Raw genomic sequence first — 24,341 nt, 5'->3', positions numbered from 1 at the left:
TTTTATTTTGATTTAGCGTTAATAATCAATTTTTCCAAAAACCTGATTTGGTCTGCAAAGTAAGTATTTTTTTTCGGATATTTCAAATTTAATTTTTTAATAATTTCCAGCGCTTTATCATAGCGTTGCTGTTTAACATAAATTTTAGCCAAAGTTTCCGTAAAATAATCTTCCCCTTCTTCCGTATCAGACTCTTCTTTTTCTGTATCAGGCACCACCTCCTCCATTTTTACTGTCTCTGAAGAAGATTCCTCCTCCAACAAAGCAGTCTCCTTTATCGGCTCCACTCCTTTAGCTTCTTCACGGGCCGCCTGTTCTATAAAGTGGTCGATTAAATCCTGTCCACGAAGGGGATTTACAGATGCCGTTTCTGTATTTCCCTCCTTTTCCATCAACACAGAGGTATAATCTACTGCTTCTACAGGCAAAGGAAAGAGTTTTTCCACAGAAAGGTCCTTATCATCGGCCAGAAAACGGTCAATCAGGTCCAGCGTTCTGTCAGATGTTTCTGACGATACATTTTCTTTTTCAGCGACATGCCGGTTAATGACAAACTTATCCCCTTCAATGGCATAAAACAGGATACTCAAATCGGCTACAAACAAAGCCCCTTTGCGCAACTCATCTTTAAAAGATGGATCACGCAACAGATACAGATTCTTCAAATACAAAATACGAGCTGTCTGGAAAAAAGGATATTGCACCAGAAGCTGTCTTAACTCATACAAGCTTTCAGTGCCCAGCTCTTCCGGGTGTTCAATCCAATGCTGTAGTCGTTGTTGTACCATCATTCCTGCTCTTACCAGTTGGCTACAGTTGCATTAAATATCTGCTCCACGATTTCGTCAATCATCTGCTGTACAAGCTCTTCTTGCACGGACGACAACTGCTGGCTGGCATTGTATTCACGGCTGGCAGTAAACTGCTGGTCCGAAATATCTTCCGCATGATTGGTATTATTGACAAATCTCACATTTACCGTCATTCTCAACTCTGCCATCGTAGAATAACCATCAGAACCGACTCCTTTATTGTAAGCATCGTAGTTCGTAATTTCACCCGACAATTCCAAGTCACCTCCCTGACGAACCTGTTTCAGACGAGTCTGCTGCATATATTTATCCTGCAAAGCCGTGTTGAACATCGACTCCATCGGTCCCCATACAAAGGCAGCCGAGCGGTTCGGAAAGTTCTGGAAACTGATTGTCTTCACCTTATCATAGTTAATGGAAGATCCATTAAATTTATACGAAACCGTACATGCCGTAAGGATACACAAACAAACGGCCAGAAAATATTTACTCAGTCTGCTATATTTTTTATTCAAGTCCATATTCTTTGATTTTTCTATAAAGGGTACGTTCTGAAATTTTCAAATCATTCGCTGCATTTTTTCTTTTTCCATGATGACGTTCCAATGCCTTACGAATCATTTCCTTCTCCACTTCATCCAGTGAAAGATTCTCTTCAATGTATTCTTCCGTATCCTGCACATCATCCGACACATCTGCATGCGTAACCTTCACATTCGGATTTACTTGTGACACATTCGTTACTGGAGTCACGCTGGATACCTTACCCACTTCTTCGGCAGGATTTAGCACCACTGCAGAAGGCTGTATCAGGCTGGACGGAGTTTCAGGAATATAATGAACTGGCATAGACGACGGAGCAGTAACCGTTCCACCAGCTGCACGTTCGGCCATGATGTCATGTACTAGTTTCTTCAATTCAGTTACATCCCTCCGCATATCGAACAACACCTGATAAAGTATCTCCCTCTCGCTCTGGAAACCCTTTTCACCTTGCGGCTTCACGCCACCCAGCAATGCCGGGTATTTTGACACGGGTTGAGCAGGCAAATACCCCCGAAGAATTTCGGCAGTAATCTCACGGTTGGTTTCAATAATGGAGATTTGTTCCGTGATATTTTTCAACTGACGGATATTACCCGGCCAGGTATACGACACGAGCAACTGCTTGGCATCCTCCATCAACTGAATAGCCGGCATACGGTATTTTTCGGCAAAATCTGCAGCAAACTTACGGAACAAAAGAGGAATATCATCCGGACGTTCACGCAGTGCCGGCACTTTAATAGGCACCGTATTCAGACGATAGTACAAGTCTTCACGGAAACGTCCGTTCGCTATAGCTTCTGTAAAATCCACATTCGTCGCTGCCACAATCCGGACGTCTGTTTTCTGCACTTTGGAAGAGCCGACCTTTATATATTCTCCGCTTTCAAGCACACGAAGCAAACGGGCCTGAGTAGAAAGAGGAAGTTCACCCACCTCATCCAGAAAGATAGTACCGCCATTAGCCTCAGCAAAATACCCGTTACGGTCGCTGATGGCACCGGTAAATGCCCCTTTCTCATGACCAAACAGTTCGGAATCGATCGTACCCTCCGGAATCGCTCCACAGTTTACCGCAATATACGGTCCGTGTTTTCTCCGGCTAAACTGATGGACTATCTGAGGGAAGCTTTCCTTACCGACTCCACTTTCTCCCGTCACCAACACGGACAAGTCTGTAGGAGCCACCTGAATAGCCACATCAATGGCACGGTTCAACCCTTCACAATTGCCTATGATGCCAAAACGAAGTTTTACATTCTGTATCTCTGATTTCACCATATAGTCTTCGATTATATGGCAAATTTACAAAAAGTTTGAAACCCGTACATGCATTTACTCCAAAAAGTATAATTTAGAATACGGTACGAATCATGAAGCGTATGCCCCATTTGCTGGCAGTAGGCAGTTCATTATAATTCAAACGACGTACATATTCCACATGGAGCAACTTGAAAATGTTATGAATACCCGCACTAATCTCCACATAAGGCTTCTTGGGGTCCATGACATAGCTTGAGGTATGATAATTGCCCGCTGCATCGTAATGTCCCGGGAACAACATCAGTTCCGTATCATTGGCATTCTGCGGGAGCAACGGGTTATTCTTGTCGGTAAGTGTACCCCACAAACATTTCACGCCGATAAACTCACGCCATTTCAGCTTCTTCAGAAGAGGAATACGGTTGAAGATTTTTCCCTGCAAATTCCATGATACATCCAGCGACGCATAACGGTCGTTCAGAAACTCCATATTATTAATCAAGCTGAAAGTCTCGTCCTGAAGAATATAAGACAAGTTGGCCGCCGGCATAATCAGTAAGGGGAAAGGCACCTTATTCCATTGGATACCTCCTTTTACACAAGTATCAATGTTTCCCCAGGAACTCAGCCACCAGCGCTTGTAGAGACTCATTTCCGTCATGTTATAGGTATAATCACTACCTAAGATACCCTTCAATCCCAGCGTATGCTGCAAGGTAAAGACCGGTGCATCGAGATTGACCGGCAAACGGCGCTGCTTGGTATTGATGAATGTTTCTCCCGGTGCATAACGAAAAGCCAGCGTAGCCTCAGCCAGTGAAAAATCCTTCGTATTATAAGGAGAATGTACCCATTCCGTACCCGTCAGTGCACCCGATGCCAAATCCTGCTGCAACTGATTTTCCTGCGCCATGGTACGATAAAACAATTTTCCACAAGCCTCCAGATTGGTATGCTTCAGCATAAAGGTTGTTTTCAAGCCACTTTCCTTCTCCAGTTCATATTTCACGCTGGCCGTACGCTCGTAGTTATACTGATCGACCGATGTCACCTTGAACGAAGTAAACACATTGTCCTTGTCGGTTCCCATAAACTTGTCGGACGGCAACATATTATCGTACGAATACGACAGCGTCAACGAATTAATCGGATACTCACGGGGAAGGTATTCCTTCTTGTTAAAAGAATATTCCACCTCAGCCTTGTATTTAGACTTCTCATCTTTAAAACCATACGCATAATATCCGCGTAAAAAAAGATGAGGATTCAGGTTCGCAGTGGTTTGTGCAGAAGCTCTCAAACGCAACCCGTCAATGTAGTTGCTTGAAATCATCGTATTAATCGGACCAATATCCACCTTACTGGGCCTTCCCTTCACTCCTGTTTCAACAAAGTTTTCGATAAAGGCCTTGGCCACAAATATGATGTACTTGAATCCCTTAATCTTTGCCAAATTGTCCACGAACTGTCCCATATTATCCTCCGACTTCGTCAGCTCCGTCGGACGATATTCTTTCCAGAAAGAATCGTCACGCATCATGGCATTGACATCCTTTATCTCATCTCCCTTCTTTTTGAAAATCTTGGCTGGAATCTCGTCAAACCCAAAATCAGAATATCGCGTGGTACGCCTTACCTGAAAAGAGCCCAAAATTTTCTTCAAATAAGACAATTCACACAGCATGTCATCTTCCATCAGCACCCATTCTCCCGTAGACAACTGACCGAACTTCTGTTCAATAATCATGTTATCCACAAAGTTTATATCGGTCTTCTTCGGAAGATTCATGATACATTTATTCACACGGAAAGTAGAATCCGCAAGGATATACAAATGACCGGTAAAACCGAAATCCTGTGAGTTGTTGGGCACGAAAGTCAAGTGGAAACATTTTTCCTTGTCCACCATCACCGTATCCATGATGTAATACTTATAGAAATTGATACCCGCATTCGAAATCGGACTATCGAACGGGTACTGAAGGAAACGGAAGCGGTCCTGATAAATATTAATATCCTGGAACACATCTTTCAATACAGTCGACAGCATATCGCCCGTATTAAACAGTTCATTGACTCCCGTAGAGTTAATACCTTTTACAATTGTCTTTTCATCGTGGGGATTTTTCCGGTACAATTTTTCTGTCACCGTCTCGTCCACCGAAATAGGCAGAATATTCTTACCCGTCACACTACACTGCTCCACCTGGTCACGGAAGAAAGGATACTTCTTAAACAGGTTCGATTCACGCAACGAGTCGGTTGTAATATTATTTAAAGAGAATGTAATCTTCTGATACTTATTATAATGATAAAAATCATTCACACCCAAATCATTCAGTTTCTTGGCTGCAATAACTTTCTTCATCATTTCCACTGCCGGATTATTCTTTCGAGAATATTTTTCCTTCTTGGGCTTCACCACGACCTCATCCAGCACCAAGTCGGGCTTCATTTTGACATTCAATATCTTCGTCTTGGCAGACACATCACGTACCTCCGTACCATAACCCACCATGGAAAAAGTCAATTTATTCCATCCGGTATGAGCAGCTATTGAATATTTACCATCTATATCTGTAATAGTTCCCACCCCTTTTCCATCATAATATACATTCAAATAAGGGATAGGGTCACCCGTTTCAGAGTCTGTAACAACTCCACTGATTTGCGCAGAAAGTTTCACAACTCCCAGACACAACACGATTAAAAAAAGCAATCTTTTTATCATATATCTCATTAACACCTTAATAGTCCAGCTTATCAAGTTTGTAAAAATACAGAGTGAAATAATCTCTTACAAATTTCACTCCCCGAAAAACGATATTCTTACCTTTTTTTATGAATAATAGAATATAATTTCTTCTCTCACCTACGAAAAAACCGGCAATGGAGCGCTCTCCATTGCCGGTTTTATTTTTTACAAAAAAGACATTAAGCCTTAGTCAATTTCTTCGTCAGCTTCATATCCTCCCATCTCACGCAAAGCATTCTTCAGCATGACATATTGCTGGAACAAATGATTCACCGGAACTTCCCCTTCTGTATAATCATGCATCGGGCTCTTCAGGAAGAAGCTCAAGAAGCGTTGTGTTCCATAACGTCCGGCACGTGCAGCCAAGTCGCTCAACAATACCAAATCCAGACACAACGGAGCGGCCAAAATAGAATCCCTGCACAAGAAGTTAATCTTAATCTGCATCGGATAGCCCATCCAGCCGAAAATATCAATATTATCCCAGCCTTCCTTGTTGTCATTGCGAGGCGGATAATAGTTGATACGTACCTTGTGATAATAATCAGAATACAAGTCCGGCTGATTTTCAGGCACCAGAATAGATTCCAGTGTAGAAAGCTTGCTCACTTCTTTTGTATGGAAGTTAGCCGGTTCATCCAGCACAAGACCGTCACGATTTCCCAAGATATTGGTAGAGAACCAGCCTGACAGTCCCAGACAACGTGTACCGATAATCGGCGCAAAACCAGACTTCACCAAAGTCTGTCCCGTCTTGAAATCCTTACCGGCAATCGGCATCTTAGTCTGTTCTGCCATTTCCCACATCGCCGGAATATCCACAGTGGTATTCGGCGCACCCATGATGAAAGGAGCTCCTTCGGCCAAAGCAGCGTATGCATAACACATAGAAGGAGCAATGTGTTCGCGGTCATCCTGCTTCATTGCGTTCTCCAACGCAGCCAAAGTGCCATGTACACTTTCACAAACCGGTACGTAAATTTCAGTAGAAGCAGCCCAAAGCACAACGATACGTGCACAGTTGTTGTCTGCCTTGAATTTACGAATGTCTTCTCTCAACTGTTCCACCATATCCCAACGGGTAGCACAATCCTTCACATTGTTTCCATCCAGGCGTTTGGCGTAGTTACGGTCAAAAGCGGCCTTCATCGGCACAATCTTTTCCAGTTCATCTTTCACCGGATTGATATCCTTTTCACGCAACACCTCGCAGTTGATAGCCGACTCATACGCATTAGCCGGATATACATCCCATGCACCAAAAACAATGTCATCCAGTTTGGCCATCGGCACAATTTCATTATAATGCAAATATTTCTTTGCATCTCCACGTCCTACACGAATCTTATCATACTGCGTCATTGAGCCCACTGGCTTTGCCAATCCTTTACGAGTCATTAAAACCCCTGTCATAAACGTGGTAGCCACAGCTCCCAAACCAACACACAATACGCCCAGCTTACCTTCTGCGGGCTTTACATTCATTTTTTCCATTTCTAAATTTCTTTTTCTCCTAGTAACTTTACATTAATTCTTGCCTTTGGAACTCAGTCTTTTTCAAAAATCTATCCCAAAGAGCAGGAACAAACTGTTCAAAGTTAAGACTTTGTTTGATTCAATAAAGCTTTTATGAGCTTTTTTATTTGCTAATAAGTAAAAATAAGCCATAAATTCAGAAGAAAAAGCCATTAACCGACTTATCAGAGAGTAAAATAATGCGTATCTTTGCAGACGCATTTAAAGAAATACTCAACTACATGAATGATATTTGTTGCATTGGACACATTACATTAGACAAAATTGTAACTCCAAAACAAACGACTTACATGCCGGGAGGCACTTCTTACTACTTTTCACACGGTATACGCAGACTGAAAGATTTCAAAAACTACAAGCTGGTTACTGCTGTGGCTCCTAGTGAATATGGCATTATTGAAGAAATGAGAAAAGAAGGGCTTCAAGTAGAAGTCCTGCCAAGCCGTCACACCGTATATTTTGAAAATACATACGAAGAGAATCAGGACAACCGTTCCCAGCGTGTATTGGCTAAGGCTGACCCTTTCACTGCAGATGCTTTAAAAGATGAAAATGCACACATCTTCCATTTAGGAAGTTTGCTGGCGGATGACTTTCCACTTGAAGTAGTAAAGGAGTTGGCTCAGAAAGGTACATTGGCTGTCGACGCACAAGGCTATCTCCGGAAAGTGGAAGGTGAGCACGTATTCCCTGTAGACTGGCATGAAAAGAAAAAAGCCCTGAAATACATTGATATTTTGAAAGTCAATGAACATGAAGCTGAAGTGCTGACGGGATTCAAAGACCCTGAAAAAGCAGCAAAGCAACTGGCTCAATGGGGTGTGAAAGAAGTCCTGCTGACTTTAGGAAGCCTTGGCTCACTTATTTATGCAGAAGGAAAGTTCTATAAGATTCCGGCATACGCTCCTAAAGAAGTAGTAGATGCCACCGGATGCGGTGATACCTACGTACTTGGTTATCTTTATATGCGAAACAAAGGAGCTTCATACGCAGAAGCAGGATGTTTCGCAGCTGCCATGTCTACTATCAAGCTGGAGAAATCCGGTCCTTTTTCCGGAACAGAAGAAGAAGTATGGCATATCTTGAAAAGCAACAAACAAAAGCCGGAAGTACTAGTTGCCCAATAACCCAAATTTTTCATACAAATAACAATCAAGGGGGCCTGCTGATTTCAGCCTGCCCCCTTTTTTTACCTGTCATCCCTGACAGTTACCCCATCTTTCCTGTCAGATAAGCTCTTGTACGTTCATCTGCCGGATCTTTAAACATTTTCTCCGTATTGTCATACTCTATCAGTTCACCCATATACATGAACATGGAACGGTCGGAGATACGCATGGCCTGTGACATATTGTGAGTCACAATCAGGATGGTCACCTCTTTTTTCAGCTGGTCCATCAATCCCTCAATGTGCTTGGTAGCAATCGGGTCAAGAGCTGAAGTAGGCTCATCCATAAGCAATATATCCGGCTGAAGTGCCAAAGAACGTGCAATACATAAGCGCTGCTGCTGTCCGCCAGAGAGGAAAGTACCACGCTTTGTCAGCGAGTCCTTCACTTCATCCCACAGACATACGTTGCGCAAGTTACGTTCTACAATCTCATCTTTCTGTGATTTTGACAGATGAATACCGTTCAGGATATATCCGGCCAACACATTGTCGTAAATATTCATGGTCGGGAACGGATTCGGACGCTGGAACACCATACCGATGCGACGACGTTCTTCCATCGGGTGCATCTGAAGCACATTTTCACCATTCAGTAAAATTTCTCCCGTCACACGGATATTCTTGTACAACTCATGCATGCGGTTCACGGCACGCAGCAGCGTACTCTTTCCACATCCAGAAGGCCCCATGATGGCCGTAATCGTATTTTTTTCAATATCAGCCGACACATGCTTTACAGCCATTACGTCGCTGGTATATGATATACACACATCTTTTATTTGAAGAATCGGATCCTTTATATTTTCCATTTCTTTGCAATTCGTTTAGCTAATAAATTCAGACATAACACAAAAGTCAACAGGAACAAAGAAGCTCCCCATATCAGGCTCTGCAAGTTCGGGTCGTTGAAGAACTCCCAGATAAGCAAAGGAACAGCCGACATAGGCTTGGTCATGTTCCAGCTGATAGCGGCTCCACCCAGAGCAGTAAACATCAACGGAGCTGTTTCACCGACTACACGAGAGATGGCCAGCAAAATACCGGTAAAGATACTGCCCAATGCAGAAGGCACCATCACTTTCAGCATTACTCTCCAGTAACTACCTCCCAATGCCAGTCCGGCCTCTTTCAAGGTTTCCGGAAGCACCTTCATGGTTTCTTCCGTTGAACGGATAATCAGCGGAAGCATCATGATAAACAATGCCACACTTCCTGCAATAGCCGAATAACCTTTCATCGGGACAACTACCCAGATGTAAGTAATAATACCGATAATAATGGAAGGAGTACCCTGAAGCAAGTCGGTCAGGTAGCTGACAAACACAGCAAACCAGCTTTTTCTGTATTCTGATAGACAGATACCACATAAAATTCCTACCGGGATAGCGACTACAGCAGCCAGCAAAAGCATCAGGAAGGTTCCGATAATTCCGTTTGCAATTCCCCCCGGAATTGCTTCTCCGGCAGAAGCAGCCATCATCGCCTTATAGGCATTCGGAGTAGCCTCGGTGAGAAACGACCAGCCTAACTGTTTCCAACCCTTGATCAATACTTCTCCCAAAATCGCCAGCAAAGGAATCGCTGTCACACCCGACAATACGCAAACCAGAATATAAAGCAAGCGGCTTTTCAGGATACGTATCTTAATATTATTTCCATATAACATAAGCACAAATCTTTTTAGCAGATTACACGTGACGGGCACGACGAATCAAAATCTTTCCGATAATATTAATGATGGCCGTAATCAGGAACAGCAACAAACCGATGGCAATCAATGAGGACAGTTTCAGACCGTCTGCTTCACCAAACTGGTTTGCAATGATACTGGCCATAGTATTACCCGTGGTACGCAGTGTGTCCGGCATCTGGTTGGTATTTCCAATCAGCATGGTCACTGTCATCGTTTCACCCAGCGCACGTCCGATAGCCAGAATATAGGCAGAAAAGATACCGGAACCCGCCATCGGGAATATCACTCTCTTAATTACCTCTGCACGCGTAGCCCCCATGGCATAAGCTCCTTCTTTCAGGTCGGAAGGTACCATCTTGATGAATTCGGCACTCAAGGAAGCAGCATACGGCACAATCATGATGGCCAGCACAAACGCTGCAGTCAGAATACCGGAACCCTGCGGAGACAGGTTCAAGTGCATGAACACAGTACGAAGTACATAGAAGCCCCACAAGCCATAGATAATGGAAGGAATACCTGCCAGCAAATCAATCACCGTACCCAGAACGGCCGCAATTTTCTTTCCACGGAAATACTCACCGGTAAACAGTGCGACAGGAAGTGAAAAGGGAATACACATCAGCAACGCCAGTGCTGTAGTAAGCAGTGTACCCGTAATAAAAGGAAGAGCGCCATAACTTTCTTTACCGGCAGTAGTCACCCAGTCGTCAGAGAAGATAAAATGCCAGAATCCAAACTCCTCGAAAGCGCCGGAAGCGTCAACGGTGAGGGAGTAAATAATTCCCCCACCAATGACCGGTATCACAATAGCCGATAAGATAAGTAAGACTTTAAACAGTTTGTCTTGCATAACTTATTGTCTTATTTATTTAAGAATCGGCTGTCCATCGTATGTCACAGCTTTCAGGTTCTGAAGGCTCTGTTCGATAGCCTTCTTAGGCAGCGGTGCATAGTGTACGGTAGCAGTAGTCTGCTGCACGCTGTCGCTCAACATATATTGCATCAAATCCAAAGTAGCTTTTGCCTGTTCCATAGAACGGTCTGCATAGTGCTGTTCCTTGTAAATCAGCAACCAGGTGAAGCAGCTGATAGGATAAGCTCCTGCTGCATCCGCATCGGTAATTGAACAACGAGTATCCTGAGGAATGTCACCGGCAGCTGCTGAAATACTTTCAGTAGAAGGTACTACCAGCTCACCACGCTTGTTATATACGCTTGCGTAAGGAATCTTCTGAGCAAAAGCATATTCAGAACCGATATATCCTAATGAATAAGGAGTCTGTGCGATAATTCCTGCTACGCCCGGATTACCTTTGGCTGCCTGTCCGACCGGGAAATCCACGGTTTTACCTGCACCGTAAGTGTTTTTCCAGTTTTCACTTACTTTTGACAGATAGTCTGTAAAGATGAAAGTTGTTCCACTACCATCTGAACGGTATGCCAGAATGATTTTCTTTGCCGGCAACTGTACATCCGGATTCAGTTTCTGCAAACGTGCATCGTTCCAGTCTGTAATCTTACCTGCATAAATATCGGCAATCACGTCACCAGAAAGATTCAGTTTAACTACATCCGGCAAGTTGTAAGCCATTACGACAGCTCCCATACAAGTCGGGATGTGTACCACCGGCTGCATTTCAGCCATTTCCTTGTCGCTCAAGAAAGCATCGCTACCTGCAAAGTCTACGATACCGTCTTTCAAGTTGCGGACACCACCGCCACTACCAATACCACCGTAAGAAATCTTGTCACCAGAAGTTGCATTGTAGTTTTCGAAAGACATATTATAAAATGGCAATGGGAATGTAGCACCTGCACCTGTCAGTTCTACTGATTCACGACCATTAGCTGATTTCTGTCCACCACACGCTGCAAACGACAAAGCCATCGCTCCAGCAATTAAAGGCAAATAAAACTTTTTCATTGTGTTATACATTTAATATAAGTTACAAATCTATGTTATTCATTGAGTTAAATCGCAAACGAAGCATTCAGGTATACATAACTGGCTCTCTTGCCGCCTTCTGTTTTCGGCGACCACAACCGGAAGTTAGGAGCTAACTTGATGTATTTGCCCAATTTAAATTCGGCACCTACCATTCCGGCCATACCGTCCGCATCCTTGTTCCAGTCTTTCTCTGAAGAAAGCAGGTCCCAACGGCCGAACAGACTTATTTTCTTGCTTAACTGTGCAGACGCATAAACCGAAAAACCATCCTGATCACAATCAGGCACATATTTCGTGTTGGTCTGGTAGTTGTATTCCGCTGCCACCGAGAAGGCTGTATGCTTATATCCGACAAAAGCAGCCAGATTCGTAATACCTTTTTCCCCTTCTTCTACTGATTCATTATACGAACCGTATGCACGTACCGTCAGGCCCTCAACCGGAGTCAGTGTCACGCCGGCACCATATTGCAAACCGTCTTTCACCTGTACTTTTTTATATCCTTCTCCGTTGGCCACAATCACATCGGCCGAAACCACCTTGTTAAATTTATAGGCTACTGAAACTCCCAAGTCCGCACTGCTGCCGAACTTATATTCATCCTGGAAAGATTTCATCACGTAACGTTTTCCCCAGAAATCTTCCTGAACCTTAAATTGAGTCGTAGTGATTAATCCGGCATTCAGCGTCCAGCCGTTTTGCTTCCAGGTAATCTGTGCATTTTTCACATATCCGATGCGCTGATGGTCGTTTACATCTTTTGACTGACCGAAATCAAGTACTGCCTTCAACTGCAATCCGTGAGGCAAAGCATACTGATAGCCAATATAGGCACGGTCCAGATTAAACCCTCTGTCATCATTGACAGAACCAAAACCAGAATGCGCATCCGAAAATATGGTAATGATGGCATCTCCTTTTTTCTCACCCGGAGCCCGTTCTTCAGGTGCTCCATCTGCAAAGGCAGCACCCATAGTGCACATCCAGATGCTTAACAGACATAAAATTCTTTTCTTTGTTTTCATTTTTCCTATAGACTCATTTTTTTGACACCACAAAGGTCTCATATTAGTGTTACAAACAGATGTCATACGCTTAAAGAAAATGTAACATCCTGTTACATTCATATTACAAAATAAAAATATCGCTTTCTGAAATCAAAATCCGTTAACGGACGGTTGATTTTCAGAAAGCGATACTTTACTGATTATATGGCATTTACAAATTCTTCTTTTCTACAAACAAAGAAGATTCTGCAATATACTATTTAATTTCCAATGTAACAATTGATTTTGCAGGCAATTTCACTACAAGTCCATTCTTTGTCAATTTAGCGCCTTTGAAGTCGGCCAATTTCACCAGGTCAGGCTGTTCAAACGTATTGTAATCGTCAATCTTTTCAGATGTCAGAATCTGTCCGCTTACCGATTTAGCCTTTACATCACCCAACGTCAATGTGATTTCCTGTGACTCTTCCAGATCTACGTTAGAAAGTGACACATGAATAGCTCCTGATTTATCACGTGAAGCAGTCGCACTTACCATCGGTACGATACGGTTGTCGCGTACAATCTTACGTTCGCACTGCAAATCGAGCGGCAGATAAGTGGCATCCTGATGTACGTTATACATCTTGAACACATAGTAAGTCGGAGTCAGCACCATCTTGTCTTCTTTGGTCAGAATCATAGACTGCAATACATTTACCACCTGAGCAATGTTGGTCATTTTAACTCGGTCGGTATATTTATGGAAGATATCCAGACTCAAAGAAGCCACGAAGGCATCGCGCAAGGTATTCTGCTGGTAAAGATGACCGCTGATAGTACCCGGTTCTTCATCCCACCAGGTTCCCCATTCGTCTACCATCAAGCCAATCTGCTTTTTCGGGTCATATTTGTCCATAATGGCAATGTGACGCTTGAGCACATCTTCAATTTCGCGGCATTTTCCCATCGTCCAATAATAATCTTCGTCGTTGAACTTCGTAGCAGAACCTTTGCTTCCACTCCATCCAAGCACAGTATAATAGTGCAGAGAAAGTCCGTCCATGCGATGACCTACGTTTTTCATCAACACTTCAGTCCAGTTATAGTCATAATCGCTGGCACCGCTGGCAATCTTGAACAAGCGGTTGCCATCGTAGTTACGGCAATAAGTAGAATAACGGCGATACAAATCGGCATAGTATTCCGGACGCATGCTACCTCCGCATCCCCAGCTTTCATTTCCCACTCCGAAGTATTTTACTTTCCACGGTTTTTCACGTCCGTTTTCCAGACGCAATTTTGCCATCGGGCTTCCTTGTTCAGAAGTCATATATTCTACCCACTTGGCCATTTCTTCCACGCTACCGCTACCTACGTTTCCGCTGATGTAGGGTTCACAGCCCAGCATTTCACACAAGTTCAGGAATTCGTGTGTTCCGAAGCTGTTATCTTCTACGGTTCCTCCCCAGTTGTTGTTGACCATACGCGGACGTTTTTCACGAGGACCGATACCGTCCATCCAATGGTATTCATCGGCAAAGCATCCTCCCGGCCAGCGGAGTACAGGCACTTTCAAGTCTTTCAATGCTTCGAACACATCTTTACGATAACCTTTAATATTAGGTATGGAAGAATCTTCTCCTACCCAAAGACCTCCATAGATACATGTACCGAGGTGTTCGGCAAACTGACCATAAATTTCCTTATTGATGATTTGTTTTCCCTGCTCCGGATGAACAGTCACTGTGGCCTTCTGCTGAGCGCATAAAGGCATTGCGGCACAAAAAGCCAACCCTAGAATTGCATTTTTCATACTTATTGATTTTACTTGTTTATTTCACACTTTACAAATGTAGGAATATTTTCCATGTAATGGGTGTACATTTGACATTTTTCAGGAGGAGATTTGACCATTCTACATAAAATTACATGAAATGTACATCCATCCTTATCAGATTCTGACGCTTCACTGCCGCAGAAATAAAGTTTTCTTACTACTTTTACGCCCAAATTTAAAACCAGATGAAATCAAAAAAGACAATCATTATTTGTGCCCTTGTCACAATTCTAATTTTAGGAGGAGCAATCAGCACTATTTCCTTGCTGTTCAATCACCCTCTCCGCATAGAGAAAGCCACCTTTATTTATATAGATGGAGACGATACAGCCGACTCTGTGTACGTCAAACTTCAAAGAGATTTGAATGCCACGCATATGACAGGATTCAAAATGCTGGCTCGTCTCAAAAAATACGACCAGCAAATTCATACCGGAGCCTATCGGTTTGATGCATCCATCAATACACTGACCTTATTCCGCCGCCTGAGCAGTGGACATCAGACTCCGGTCAAAGTGGTTATCCCCAGTGTGCGGACCCTGGCACGTCTGACACGCTCGCTGGACCGTCAACTCATGCCCGATTCTACGGAGTTTGCCCGACTTGTCGGTGACAGTGCTTTCTGTGCTTCATTAGGTTTTAGTCTTGAAACGATGCCTGCGCTGTTCATCCCGAACACGTATGAAGCCTATTGGAATACGGATGCAAAAGCCTTTATCCAACGAATGAAAAAAGAATATGAACGTTTCTGGACACAGGAACGAAAGGACAAAGCCCAAGCCTGCGGACTGACTCCGGTAGAAGTCAGCACACTGGCCTCCATCGTGGAAGAAGAAACAGCCAACAAGAGTGAGATGCCGATGGTGGCAGAACTCTATCTGAACCGTCTACAAGCGGGAATGCCACTTCAGGCCGATCCGACCATCAAATTCAGCCTGCAAGAATTCGGACTGCGACGTATTCTGCACAAACACCTGGAGGTAGAAAGTCCTTACAACACTTACAAGCACGCAGGGCTTCCTCCCGGCCCTATCCGCATTGCTTCCATTCAGGGAATAGAAAGCGTATTGAATCATGCACAGCATGATTACCTCTACATGTGCGCCAAAGAAGATTTCTCGGGCACGCACAATTTCGCCGCTACCTTTGCTGAGCATCAGGCCAATGCCCGCCGTTACCAGCAGGCACTGAACAAGAGAAACATCCGTTAGGAAATGGACTAACGGACTGATTTCCAAAATTGCATAAAGCTGGAATAAGAGCCGTAGCACACCAGTCCGTCACCTTTCTGGAGTGCATAATCCTCAGGGAACGTATTGGCCACTTCTTTCTCAAAGACAGATATACCCAGGAAGTTTTTCACCTGTTTGCCCTGTACCAGAGAAATCAGTTTCAGACCGAATTCCTGTTCCAGATTCAGCTCATTAATGTGATAGCCTACCAGTTTCTCAGGAATTTCCAGCTTGAACACGTAGGTATTGCCGTCTATCTGGAAAAATTCAGCCCCGCCATCCAGCTCCAACTGCTGTGCCAGCAAACGTGCCGCATCCTGTTCCGGTGTCAGAATACGGTCTATCGAAAAGGCTTCGAGCACACCCTTGTGTACCTCGTCTACCGCCCGTGCATAAATCCGCTTCACCTTCAGTTTTTTAAGCAACGACACAATCCGGACCGAAGCACCAAAGTTATCGCCTATGGCTACGATTACCGCATCCACACTCTTCAGCGGAAGCACGGAAAGTGCCATTTCATCCGTCGCGTCGAGCACAAACGAAGCTGCCATGCGGTCCTTCACACTGTCTACGTGTAATCCGTTTCCGTCTGCACCTACCACTTCATGCCCCATGGCAGTCAGCTCCATGGCCAATGTGGCCCCATAATGTCCTAAACCAATAATCAAATATTTCATACATCAGTTGATGATAATGTTATCACTCGGATACCTGTAATTGCGTTTCTTCTCCTGGCGTACCAGACCGGTGAGCAAGGTAAATGCACCGACACGACCAATATACATCAGCAGAATCACCAGCAACTTGCTGCTATTGCCCAAGGTCGGTGTCAGGTCAAGGCTGGAACCGACGGTACTCAATGCCGAAACACATTCGAAAGTAATGGCCAGCAATCCAGCTTCCGGTTCCAATATGCTTAACAAAAAGATAGCCAGAAAAGTCATAAACAAATACAAAATCAATGCGGCATTCGAACGGCGGATAGAATCGTGCGACAGTTCCCGACGTAAAATTGCCACACGGTCGGCCCCGCGAACCACAGCCCACAAATTAATCAAGACCACCGCAAATACGTTGACCTTTACACCACCGGCCGTAGACTGCGTGCCCCCTCCTATCATCATCAGCACCACCATGAGCAACAAGGTTTGTGTAGACAAGGAGGTCAGCCCCACACTGGCAAAACCGGCAGTTCGCGGACAAGAGGAATTAAAGAAAGCATGCACCCACTTGTCTGCCACCGGCATGCCTGCAAAAGAATGGTTCCACTCCAGGGCAGCAATGGCCAATGTACCACCTATTAAAAGAAAGACAGTAGCCACCAGCACAATCTTCGTATTCAAATTATACAGATGTACTTTTTTCCGGAATCTTCCAGAACGACGCAACAGCCAGAACTTTCCGGCTTGCAGGTAATACGCCACCGTTTCGTACAAATTCACCAATATCGGGAATCCGATTCCTCCCAGTGCAATCAGCAATCCCAAAGTGATGTAAAGCAGATTATGTCCCTGCATGACGGCCGGATTGCCCATTCCACTGGGCAAAGTGGAAAAACCTGCATTACAAAAGGCTGACACGGAATGGAAAGCCGAGAAGAAGAGTTCTTCCTGCAAGGTCATCCCCAACGTGCCGTGCACACTTAGCCAGATAACAGCCATACCAACTCCTTCTATTGCCAGCGTAAAGCCCAATATATATAATAAGGTAGACAATAGCGAATTCAAGGAATTGGAACTAATCATGTCGCCCACCATCAGCTGATTATAAAGCGAGGTATTTCCCATGAAAAACATGGCGAAGAAACTTGTCAGCGTCATCACCCCGAGTCCGCCTATCTGAATCAGGAGAATAATCAGGATTTGTCCTTCCAGCGTAAAGGTGGAAGGCACATCTACAGTGACAAGCCCTGTGACACACGTCGCACTCGTAGCTGTAAACAGGGCATCCATAAACGAAATACCATGGTAAGTGGCCCGAGGAAGCATCAGCAGTCCGGTACCCAACAAAATAAACACCAGAAAACTGCCTGCCAGAATCAACGACGGATTGGTACGTTTGCCCAGCAAGCGCACCAGGATGCCCGAAAGCTGGGAGAAGGAAAGCAGCACCAGGATAGTTCCCTTATAATAAGCATGATGAAAGAACACCCATACCCAATATACCCCAGTCGTTTCCTCCGGCTTTTTGAATACCACAGGAAGCAAGGTCAGATAAAGCAGTATGGTAAGAATCCATGTCCACGGAGTAAACTTAAACGAGGAATCTTCCTGACGAAAGACAATCTGTATCGTAGTTGTAACTAAAAAGATGACCCATACCGTATGATACAGTGTATGTATCAGATGATGCTCTGAAGCTGAAATCCGGAAACCATATTCATACACAATGGTCAGTAAAAAGACAATGCCGCACAGAAAATTAATCCCCATCACCCAGTTAAGCAACTGGTTTACACGCGGCATAAGCAGTTTCTTATTATATAAAAAAAGTCGTTCCCAATAATCCATACTATAGTGAATGAATGTATTTACAAATGTATGGAAAAATCCATATACTTATGCGACAAAGAAAGGAGAAATCTGTTACCAGATTCTATTCAGTAAGAAAACAGATAAGAAAAAAAGCAAAATGAGTTGTTTGTTATCATTTATTTCCATATTTTTGACGAAAACTTAAAAATAGTAAGCAATTATGAGTAATAGACAGAAAAGATTCATCTTACCTGAAGATGAAATACCAAAATACTGGTATAACATTCAAGCCGACATGGTCAACAAACCCATGCCTCCACTGAACCCGGCTACAAAAGAACCGCTAAAACCGGAAGACCTCTACCCTATCTTCGCCAAGGAACTCTGCCATCAGGAACTGAACCAGACTGATGCGTGGATTGAAATCCCGGAAGAAGTACGGGAAATGTACAAATACTACCGCAGTACCCCGCTGGTTCGTGCTTACGGACTGGAGAAAGCACTGGGCACACCGGCACACATCTATTTCAAGAATGAAAGTGTCAGCCCTATCGGCTCACACAAATTGAACTCTGCACTGGCACAGGCTTACTACTGCAAACAAGAAGGGGTGACGAACATTACCACTGAAACGGGTGCCGGACAATGGGGAGCTGCCTTGTCGTATGCCGCCAAGGTGTTCGGACTGGAAGCTGCCGTATATCAGGTAAAAATCAGCTACGAACAGAAGCCTTATCGCCGCAGCATCATGCAGACTTTCGGCGCACAGGTAACTCCTTCTCCTTCCATGTCTACCCGTGCCGGAAAAAATATCCTGACCAAATATCCGAACCATCAGGGTTCACTGGGTACTGCCATCTCGGAAGCTATCGAATTGGCACGCACCACGCCGAACTGTAAATATACACTGGGGTCCGTGCTGAGCCACGTAACCCTGCACCAGACTGTTATCGGTCTGGAAGCTGAAAAGCAGATGGAAATGGCTGGTGAATATCCAGACATGATTATCGGATGCTTCGGAGGAGGTTCCAACTTCGGTGGAATCTGTTTCCCGTTCATGCGTCACACCATTCTGGAAGGAAAGAAGACACGTTATATCGCAGCCGAACCGGCATCTTGCCCCAAACTGACCAGAGGTAAATTTGAATATGACTTCGGTGATGAAGCCGGCTACACCCCGCTGCTGCCGATGTTTACCTTAGGACACAACTTTACACCTGCCAATATCCATGCCGGTGGTCTGCGCTACCACGGTGCAGGGGTCATCGTTTCTCAGCTGCTGAAAGACAATTTGATGGAAGCGGTAGACATACAGCAGCTTGACACATTTAAGGCCGGCTGTCTGTTTGCCCGCGCTGAAGGTATCATTCCAGCTCCGGAATCTTGCCATGCTATTGCTGCTGCTATTCAGGAAGCAGAAAAATGCAAGGAAACAGGTGAAGAAAAAGTAATTCTGTTCAACTTGTCCGGCCATGGTCTGATAGACATGAGTGCGTACGACCAGTACCTGTCGGGCAACCTGACCAACTATTCACTGAGCGAAGAAGACATAGCAAACAGCTTGCAGGACGTGCCTCAAGTATAATTTTTGACACGCTCCCAAAACGCAAGTACGTTTGAAAGAAAACACAAAGACGTTTTATCCTAAACGCAAGTACGTTTTGATTCAAATGCAAAGGCATTTTAGTACAAACGTACTTGCGTTTTTTCGTAAGCGAAAAACGTTTAGAATATACCAAAACGAAGGGTGCCGGAAAGAGATTTCTCATCTTCCTCCAGCACCCTTTATTTATTTCATCAACTTATCTAATTCAATTACAACAGACGATTTGTTGCTGTATCCGGGAATACCACGGTCGGCTTGAAAGTCTTGGCTTCCTCAAAGTCCATCAAGGCATACGACATGATAATCACCACATCGCCCACCTGCACCTTGCGGGCTGCTGCTCCGTTCAGACAAATACAACCTGAGCCACGTTCACCCTTAATGATATAGGTTTCAAAACGTTCACCGTTGTTATTGTCCACAATCTGTACCTTCTCACCGGCAATCATGTTGGCCGCATCCATCAAATCTTCATCAATCGTAATGCTGCCCATGTAGTTCAGGTTCGCTTCTGTCACCGTTACGCAATGAAGCTTCGACTTCAACACTTCAATCATCATCATCCGTTATCCTTTATATTTAATGTTATCAATCAGACGTACTTCACCGCAATATACCGTAATACAACCTACAATGTAATTGCTTTCGTCCCATGCTTTCACGGGCTGAAGTGTATTGCCATCCACAATCTCGAAATACTCCAGTTCCAATCCCGGTGCACGACGGATACAGTCTTCTACAAACTGCTTGGTTTCAAGCAAAACACGTGACTTGCTGAAATCTACACTGGCAAACAATGCCTTCGAAATCTGCAAGGCTTCCTTCCGCTGCTCTGCCGTAAGACGCGCATTACGACTGCTCAATGCCAGACCGTCTTCTTCACGTACAATCGGACATCCTACAATCTGGATGTTAAAAGGATACTTGCGTACCATTTCACGGATAATGGCCAGCTGCTGGAAATCCTTTTCACCAAAATAAGCACGGTCAGGTTCCACCATCAAAAATAATTTGCTGACAATCTGACAAACTCCGTTGAAATGTCCCGGACGGTATTTTCCTTCCATTACCGTATCCAGCGGCGCATAGCTGAACTGACGGGTATCGGGTTCAGGATAAACTTCTTCTACAGAAGGAGCAAAAACCAACGTGGCTCCACATTTCTCCAATAAGGCACAATCCGCCTCCAGTGTGCGCGGATATTTTAAAAGGTCATTCTGGTCGTTAAACTGTGTAGGGTTCACAAAATCACTGACTACCACTACATCATTCTCAGCTACGGCACGATTCACCAACGAAGCGTGTCCCGCATGCAAAGCTCCCATCGTCGGAACCAGACCGATAGTCTTTCCTTCTTTACGGAAAGCATCGAGTTCGGCGCGAAGCTCACTGATAGTTTGAATTAACTTCATCTCTTATTCCTGTTTTTAATCATAAATTCAGAAAACGGCTGCAAAGTAACTATTTATTTAGCACATAAAGAAACGGAAACGGAAAATTCTTTTGGCTTTTAGCGAATTTATCCTATTTGGAGGGTAGAACAAACACCATTATAGCACTCTGTTTATCAATACATTAACATACTATAAGGATTTATAAACGGCTGTCGGTTCGCTTCATTGGTGTATTTTTTGTATCTTTGCCAGTCGTTAAGAGCAACTATAATACAATGAGCGCGAAAAAAGTTTTATTCATTACACAAGAAATTACTCCCTACGTACCCGAAAGTAACCTGGCATTAATCGGCCAGAATTTACCGCAAGCCATACAAGACAAAGGCCGCGAAATCAGAACATTCATGCCGAAATGGGGCATCGTGAACGAACGCAGAAACCAATTGCATGAAGTAATCCGTCTGTCTGGAATGAATCTGATTATTGACGACACGGATCATCCGCTGATTATCAAGGTGGCATCCATTCAGGCTGCACGCAGACAAGTGTACTTCATTGATAATGATGATTATTTCCAGCATCGCCAGATGACATGCGATGAAAACGGAAAGGAATACGAAGACAATGGCGAACGTGCCATCTTCTATGCCCGTGGTGTGCTGGAAACTGTCAAGAAACTGCGCTGGTGTCCGGATGTGATTCACTGTCATGGCTGGATGAGTGCGATGGTTCCTCTTTATATTAAGAAGGCTTATTACGATGAACCTTCTTTCCGCGACTCAAAAGTGATATTCTCTCTCTATCAGGAAGGATTTAATTCAAATCTGGCTCCTAACTTTGCTGAACAAGTACTGTTCAAGGAAGTGACCCCAGAAGATGTCAGCATGATGAAGTCGCCGGCAAACTACGAAGAACTCTGCAAGCTGGCAGTAGCCTACTCTGACGGAGTAATCCAAAATGACGAAACTGTAAACCAGAATGTACTCGACTACGCACGAAGCCTGAACATTCCGGTGCTTGAATACGCTTCGGGCGATGCCTATGCAGATGCGTGCGACGCATTCTATGACAAGGTGTTCGTTTCCGAATAAATATGAACACACATAAAAAAGGACGAAAATGAAACTTAAGTTCTTGGCAGCAATCGGACTTGCAGCCACACTCTACAGTTGTGATGATACCACTACAGGTGTCGGTGAATTCGTGGCAGATGCAGATGAAATTACTGCATCGGCTCAAACTTTTGAGGCCACTACCAAAACCCTGAAATATACAGACCTGAACCCGAACGGAGTATTCTCCCGTACAAGTAGCGCATACTTGGGCAAATTCACCGATCCGGATTTCGGAACGTATACCACCGATTTTATCACACAAATCAATTGCACGGAAGATTTTGAATTTCCGGAAACCACTCAAAAAATTGTGGCAACTACATTGGAATTATCGTATGCCAGTTTCTTTGGTGATTCTTTAGCTCCGATGAAAGTGAGAGTGGACGTATTGAAAAAAGCAATTGATGACAATGGAGAAGATTTAGATTTATATTATACGTCCTATAAGCCTGAAGATTTCTACAATGCCAACGGATTACCTTTGGCTGAGCAAGAATATGCCGTTCGTGACAACTCATGGACAGATGCTGAAATAGACTCCATCAAAAGTGCCAACGGATATTATCCCCCTCTGGTTATCGACTTGGATAAAAAGAGTACATGGAATATTGGAGACGAGCAAAAGACTGGTACATTCAGTGAATACTTGTTAGCAAAATATAAAGAAGACAAGAACAACTTCAAAGATGCCAATGCTTTTATCCATAATGTATTGCACGGATTTTATGTACACAACACAGGAGGAGAAGGTTCAATTCTATACATTGGAGATATCTGGTTGCGCATGAAGGTTGAATATTTGGTTGAAAGACCTTCTACTGGTGTTGTTGACTCCACCGTTTATACTTCAATTCCTTTTGCGGCAACTAACGAAGTATTTATGTCTACGCGTCTGGACAATTCTGAAGATGCGTTAAACAGACTTGCTGAAGAAAAAGCTCATACCTATTTAAAAACTCCTGCCGGACTTTGCACGGAGGTAGAACTACCCTTACAGGAAATGTATGAGGCATTGGGTAATGATACTTTGAACTCCGTTTCTATGTCATTTACTAAGTACAAGAATGTGAGCGAAAACTCAGAGAATAATCCTTACAAAATGGGAACGCCACAGTATCTGCTGCTTATTCGTAAGAATGAAGTAAACGATTTCTTTGAGCAAAGAAAGAATTACGATAGCAAAACAACCTTCTTAGGCTCTTACAGCAGCACAACCAATTCCTATTCATTCTCACAGGTGAACCGCTTGATCAGCCAGATTTTCAGCGATATGAGAACCAAAGAAGAGCCGGCTGAAGGATGGGATAAATACAATACCATGGTATTGATTCCGGTAAAAACCGAAACAGACTCTCAAGGAAACACCATCGGTTTGTCGCACGACCTGGAAGTGAACTCAGCCAAACTCATAGGTGGCGAAGAAGGAGAAAAAATCAAGATGGAAGTTATCTATACCAAACCGAAATTCAATAAATAAAGAAATAAGAATATAAAAAAATCCGGAAGTAAAAACTTCCGGATTTTTTTTATGCCTCTATCTCAAGCTTTACTTCTTAGCTGTAGTAGTCTTCTTGGCAGCAGTTGTTTTCTTGGCAGGAGCTTTTTTAGCAGGAGCCTTTTCTTTCTCTGATTGTTCCTTAACCAAGGCCTGTAAACGCTTTACCTGATCATTCAATTGTACCAGCTCTTCTTCCTGATTACGTATGGTTGTCAACAAAGAATTCAATTCTTCATCTTCCATATCTACCGGATACAATGAATTTACACGAGCAATAAAGTCACCAAGGATATTCATGTAATTTGTGAAAGCATCATACGGTGAATCATAAATACCACGATCCAACGATACGCCCATTTGCTTGGTAGTCATGAAACGGAAGTTATTGCTTGCCTGCAGATAATCCCAATCCTGTTTGATTCTACGGTCAGAGCACAAGTGTACACGGAATCCACCACAGTGGCGATGT

The 24,341-nt window shown here is 43.9% G+C and carries 20 protein-coding genes and 1 pseudogene; 5 read left to right on the top strand and 16 right to left on the bottom strand.

What is annotated here, in order from left to right:
* Positions 1–2 precede the first annotated feature (2 nt).
* The 5 genes from BACPLE_RS12255 to BACPLE_RS12235 form a co-directional block, all read right to left on the bottom strand.
* Positions 3–788: a hypothetical protein gene (locus BACPLE_RS12255; protein WP_040313156.1), complete on the bottom strand. Its 786-nt coding sequence runs from the start codon at positions 786–788 to the stop codon at positions 3–5.
* An 11-nt stretch (positions 789–799) separates the two neighbouring features.
* Positions 800–1,333 (bottom strand): LptE family protein, encoded by a 534-nt coding sequence (locus BACPLE_RS12250; RefSeq protein ID WP_007562379.1) that lies wholly within the window; start codon positions 1,331–1,333, stop codon positions 800–802.
* The gene (locus BACPLE_RS12245) at positions 1,320–2,639 is read right to left on the bottom strand and encodes a sigma-54 interaction domain-containing protein (protein ID WP_007562377.1); all 1,320 of its coding nucleotides are present in this window, start codon (positions 2,637–2,639) and stop codon (positions 1,320–1,322) included. Before BACPLE_RS12245 ends, BACPLE_RS12250 begins: the two co-directional genes overlap by 14 nt.
* 73 nt (positions 2,640–2,712) lie before the next feature.
* On the bottom strand, positions 2,713–5,352 hold the full coding sequence (locus tag BACPLE_RS12240; protein WP_040313154.1) for a DUF5686 and carboxypeptidase-like regulatory domain-containing protein: 2,640 nt from the start codon (positions 5,350–5,352) through the stop codon (positions 2,713–2,715).
* Between the two features lie 210 nt (positions 5,353–5,562).
* The gene (locus tag BACPLE_RS12235) at positions 5,563–6,870 is read right to left on the bottom strand and encodes an inositol-3-phosphate synthase (RefSeq protein ID WP_007562374.1); all 1,308 of its coding nucleotides are present in this window, start codon (positions 6,868–6,870) and stop codon (positions 5,563–5,565) included.
* A gap of 263 nt (positions 6,871–7,133) precedes the next feature.
* Between BACPLE_RS12235 and BACPLE_RS12230 the strand changes: the two genes are divergently transcribed.
* Positions 7,134–8,039: a PfkB family carbohydrate kinase gene (locus tag BACPLE_RS12230; RefSeq protein ID WP_040313111.1), complete on the top strand. Its 906-nt coding sequence runs from the start codon at positions 7,134–7,136 to the stop codon at positions 8,037–8,039.
* Between the two features lie 82 nt (positions 8,040–8,121).
* On the opposite strand, the gene pstB is transcribed toward BACPLE_RS12230, so the two are convergent.
* The 6 genes from pstB to BACPLE_RS12200 all read right to left on the bottom strand — a co-directional run bounded on the left by pstB (position 8,122) and on the right by BACPLE_RS12200 (position 14,529).
* Complete coding sequence (gene pstB, locus BACPLE_RS12225) at positions 8,122–8,892, bottom strand: phosphate ABC transporter ATP-binding protein PstB (RefSeq protein WP_007562369.1); 771 nt, start codon at positions 8,890–8,892, stop codon at positions 8,122–8,124.
* Positions 8,880–9,749, bottom strand: a complete 870-nt coding sequence (pstA, locus tag BACPLE_RS12220) for a phosphate ABC transporter permease PstA (RefSeq protein ID WP_007562367.1) — start codon at positions 9,747–9,749, stop codon at positions 8,880–8,882. The genes pstB and pstA overlap by 13 nt, the downstream gene beginning before the upstream one ends.
* 22 nt (positions 9,750–9,771) lie before the next feature.
* Positions 9,772–10,629, bottom strand: coding sequence for a phosphate ABC transporter permease subunit PstC (gene pstC / locus BACPLE_RS12215; RefSeq protein WP_007562365.1), 858 nt, complete (start codon positions 10,627–10,629; stop codon positions 9,772–9,774).
* Positions 10,630–10,644: 15 nt separating this feature from the next.
* Positions 10,645–11,703 (bottom strand): phosphate ABC transporter substrate-binding protein PstS, encoded by a 1,059-nt coding sequence (gene pstS / locus BACPLE_RS12210; RefSeq protein ID WP_040313108.1) that lies wholly within the window; start codon positions 11,701–11,703, stop codon positions 10,645–10,647.
* Positions 11,704–11,750: 47 nt separating this feature from the next.
* Positions 11,751–12,752 carry a hypothetical protein gene (locus BACPLE_RS12205; RefSeq protein ID WP_185150570.1) on the bottom strand — a complete coding sequence of 334 codons (1,002 nt, stop codon included), beginning with the start codon at positions 12,750–12,752 and terminating at the stop codon, positions 11,751–11,753.
* Positions 12,753–12,990: 238 nt separating this feature from the next.
* Positions 12,991–14,529 (bottom strand): alpha-N-arabinofuranosidase, encoded by a 1,539-nt coding sequence (locus tag BACPLE_RS12200; RefSeq protein ID WP_007562359.1) that lies wholly within the window; start codon positions 14,527–14,529, stop codon positions 12,991–12,993.
* A gap of 209 nt (positions 14,530–14,738) precedes the next feature.
* Here BACPLE_RS12200 and mltG point away from each other — a divergent pair, with 209 nt between their 5' ends.
* Positions 14,739–15,764 (top strand): endolytic transglycosylase MltG, encoded by a 1,026-nt coding sequence (gene mltG / locus BACPLE_RS12195; protein ID WP_007562355.1) that lies wholly within the window; start codon positions 14,739–14,741, stop codon positions 15,762–15,764.
* Between the two features lie 8 nt (positions 15,765–15,772).
* Here mltG and BACPLE_RS12190 read toward each other — a convergent pair whose 3' ends face one another.
* Both BACPLE_RS12190 and BACPLE_RS12185 read right to left on the bottom strand, forming a co-directional pair.
* A complete protein-coding gene (locus tag BACPLE_RS12190; RefSeq protein WP_007562353.1) occupies positions 15,773–16,462 on the bottom strand; it encodes a potassium channel family protein in 690 nt (229 codons plus the stop codon).
* Between the two features lie 3 nt (positions 16,463–16,465).
* Complete coding sequence (locus BACPLE_RS12185) at positions 16,466–18,295, bottom strand: TrkH family potassium uptake protein (protein WP_007562350.1); 1,830 nt, start codon at positions 18,293–18,295, stop codon at positions 16,466–16,468.
* Between the two features lie 184 nt (positions 18,296–18,479).
* On the opposite strand from BACPLE_RS12185, the gene BACPLE_RS12180 reads away from it, so the two are divergent.
* Positions 18,480–19,844: a TrpB-like pyridoxal phosphate-dependent enzyme gene (locus tag BACPLE_RS12180; RefSeq protein ID WP_007562347.1), complete on the top strand. Its 1,365-nt coding sequence runs from the start codon at positions 18,480–18,482 to the stop codon at positions 19,842–19,844.
* A 230-nt stretch (positions 19,845–20,074) separates the two neighbouring features.
* Here BACPLE_RS12180 and panD read toward each other — a convergent pair whose 3' ends face one another.
* Both panD and panC read right to left on the bottom strand, forming a co-directional pair.
* On the bottom strand, positions 20,075–20,425 hold the full coding sequence (gene panD, locus BACPLE_RS12175; protein WP_040313152.1) for an aspartate 1-decarboxylase: 351 nt from the start codon (positions 20,423–20,425) through the stop codon (positions 20,075–20,077).
* Positions 20,426–20,431: 6 nt separating this feature from the next.
* Entirely contained in the window at positions 20,432–21,277 is an 846-nt protein-coding gene (gene panC / locus BACPLE_RS12170; RefSeq protein WP_007562344.1) for a pantoate--beta-alanine ligase, read from the bottom strand.
* 257 nt (positions 21,278–21,534) lie between these two features.
* On the opposite strand from panC, the gene BACPLE_RS12165 reads away from it, so the two are divergent.
* A complete protein-coding gene (locus BACPLE_RS12165; protein WP_007562342.1) occupies positions 21,535–22,350 on the top strand; it encodes a glycogen/starch synthase in 816 nt (271 codons plus the stop codon).
* A 28-nt stretch (positions 22,351–22,378) separates the two neighbouring features.
* Positions 22,379–23,851, top strand: a complete 1,473-nt coding sequence (locus tag BACPLE_RS12160; RefSeq protein ID WP_007562341.1) for a DUF4270 domain-containing protein — start codon at positions 22,379–22,381, stop codon at positions 23,849–23,851.
* Between the two features lie 69 nt (positions 23,852–23,920).
* Here BACPLE_RS12160 and BACPLE_RS12155 read toward each other — a convergent pair.
* Positions 23,921–24,341 (bottom strand): annotated as a pseudogene (locus tag BACPLE_RS12155) (alpha-amylase); the annotation flags it as partial.

The organism is Phocaeicola plebeius DSM 17135 (assembly GCF_000187895.1).
Lineage (GTDB): Bacteria > Bacteroidota > Bacteroidia > Bacteroidales > Bacteroidaceae > Phocaeicola > Phocaeicola plebeius.
Note: the sequence above shows the minus strand (reverse complement) of the source record. Positions and strands in the feature narration are given on the sequence as shown.

Excerpts from the sequence above, each read along its gene's own strand:
- BACPLE_RS12255 (WP_040313156.1), bottom strand. The coding sequence starts at position 788 with ATGGTACAACAACGACTACAGCATTGGATTGAACACCCGGAAGAGCTG.
- BACPLE_RS12250 (WP_007562379.1), bottom strand. The coding sequence starts at position 1,333 with ATGGACTTGAATAAAAAATATAGCAGACTGAGTAAATATTTTCTGGCC.
- BACPLE_RS12245 (WP_007562377.1), bottom strand. The coding sequence starts at position 2,639 with ATGGTGAAATCAGAGATACAGAATGTAAAACTTCGTTTTGGCATCATA.
- BACPLE_RS12240 (WP_040313154.1), bottom strand. The coding sequence starts at position 5,352 with ATGATAAAAAGATTGCTTTTTTTAATCGTGTTGTGTCTGGGAGTTGTG.
- BACPLE_RS12235 (WP_007562374.1), bottom strand. The coding sequence starts at position 6,870 with ATGGAAAAAATGAATGTAAAGCCCGCAGAAGGTAAGCTGGGCGTATTG.
- BACPLE_RS12230 (WP_040313111.1), top strand. The coding sequence starts at position 7,134 with ATGAATGATATTTGTTGCATTGGACACATTACATTAGACAAAATTGTA.
- pstB (WP_007562369.1), bottom strand. The coding sequence starts at position 8,892 with ATGGAAAATATAAAGGATCCGATTCTTCAAATAAAAGATGTGTGTATA.
- pstA (WP_007562367.1), bottom strand. The coding sequence starts at position 9,749 with ATGTTATATGGAAATAATATTAAGATACGTATCCTGAAAAGCCGCTTG.
- pstC (WP_007562365.1), bottom strand. The coding sequence starts at position 10,629 with ATGCAAGACAAACTGTTTAAAGTCTTACTTATCTTATCGGCTATTGTG.
- pstS (WP_040313108.1), bottom strand. The coding sequence starts at position 11,703 with ATGAAAAAGTTTTATTTGCCTTTAATTGCTGGAGCGATGGCTTTGTCG.
- BACPLE_RS12205 (WP_185150570.1), bottom strand. The coding sequence starts at position 12,752 with ATGAAAACAAAGAAAAGAATTTTATGTCTGTTAAGCATCTGGATGTGC.
- BACPLE_RS12200 (WP_007562359.1), bottom strand. The coding sequence starts at position 14,529 with ATGAAAAATGCAATTCTAGGGTTGGCTTTTTGTGCCGCAATGCCTTTA.
- mltG (WP_007562355.1), top strand. The coding sequence starts at position 14,739 with ATGAAATCAAAAAAGACAATCATTATTTGTGCCCTTGTCACAATTCTA.
- BACPLE_RS12190 (WP_007562353.1), bottom strand. The coding sequence starts at position 16,462 with ATGAAATATTTGATTATTGGTTTAGGACATTATGGGGCCACATTGGCC.
- BACPLE_RS12185 (WP_007562350.1), bottom strand. The coding sequence starts at position 18,295 with ATGGATTATTGGGAACGACTTTTTTTATATAATAAGAAACTGCTTATG.
- BACPLE_RS12180 (WP_007562347.1), top strand. The coding sequence starts at position 18,480 with ATGAGTAATAGACAGAAAAGATTCATCTTACCTGAAGATGAAATACCA.
- panD (WP_040313152.1), bottom strand. The coding sequence starts at position 20,425 with ATGATGATTGAAGTGTTGAAGTCGAAGCTTCATTGCGTAACGGTGACA.
- panC (WP_007562344.1), bottom strand. The coding sequence starts at position 21,277 with ATGAAGTTAATTCAAACTATCAGTGAGCTTCGCGCCGAACTCGATGCT.
- BACPLE_RS12165 (WP_007562342.1), top strand. The coding sequence starts at position 21,535 with ATGAGCGCGAAAAAAGTTTTATTCATTACACAAGAAATTACTCCCTAC.
- BACPLE_RS12160 (WP_007562341.1), top strand. The coding sequence starts at position 22,379 with ATGAAACTTAAGTTCTTGGCAGCAATCGGACTTGCAGCCACACTCTAC.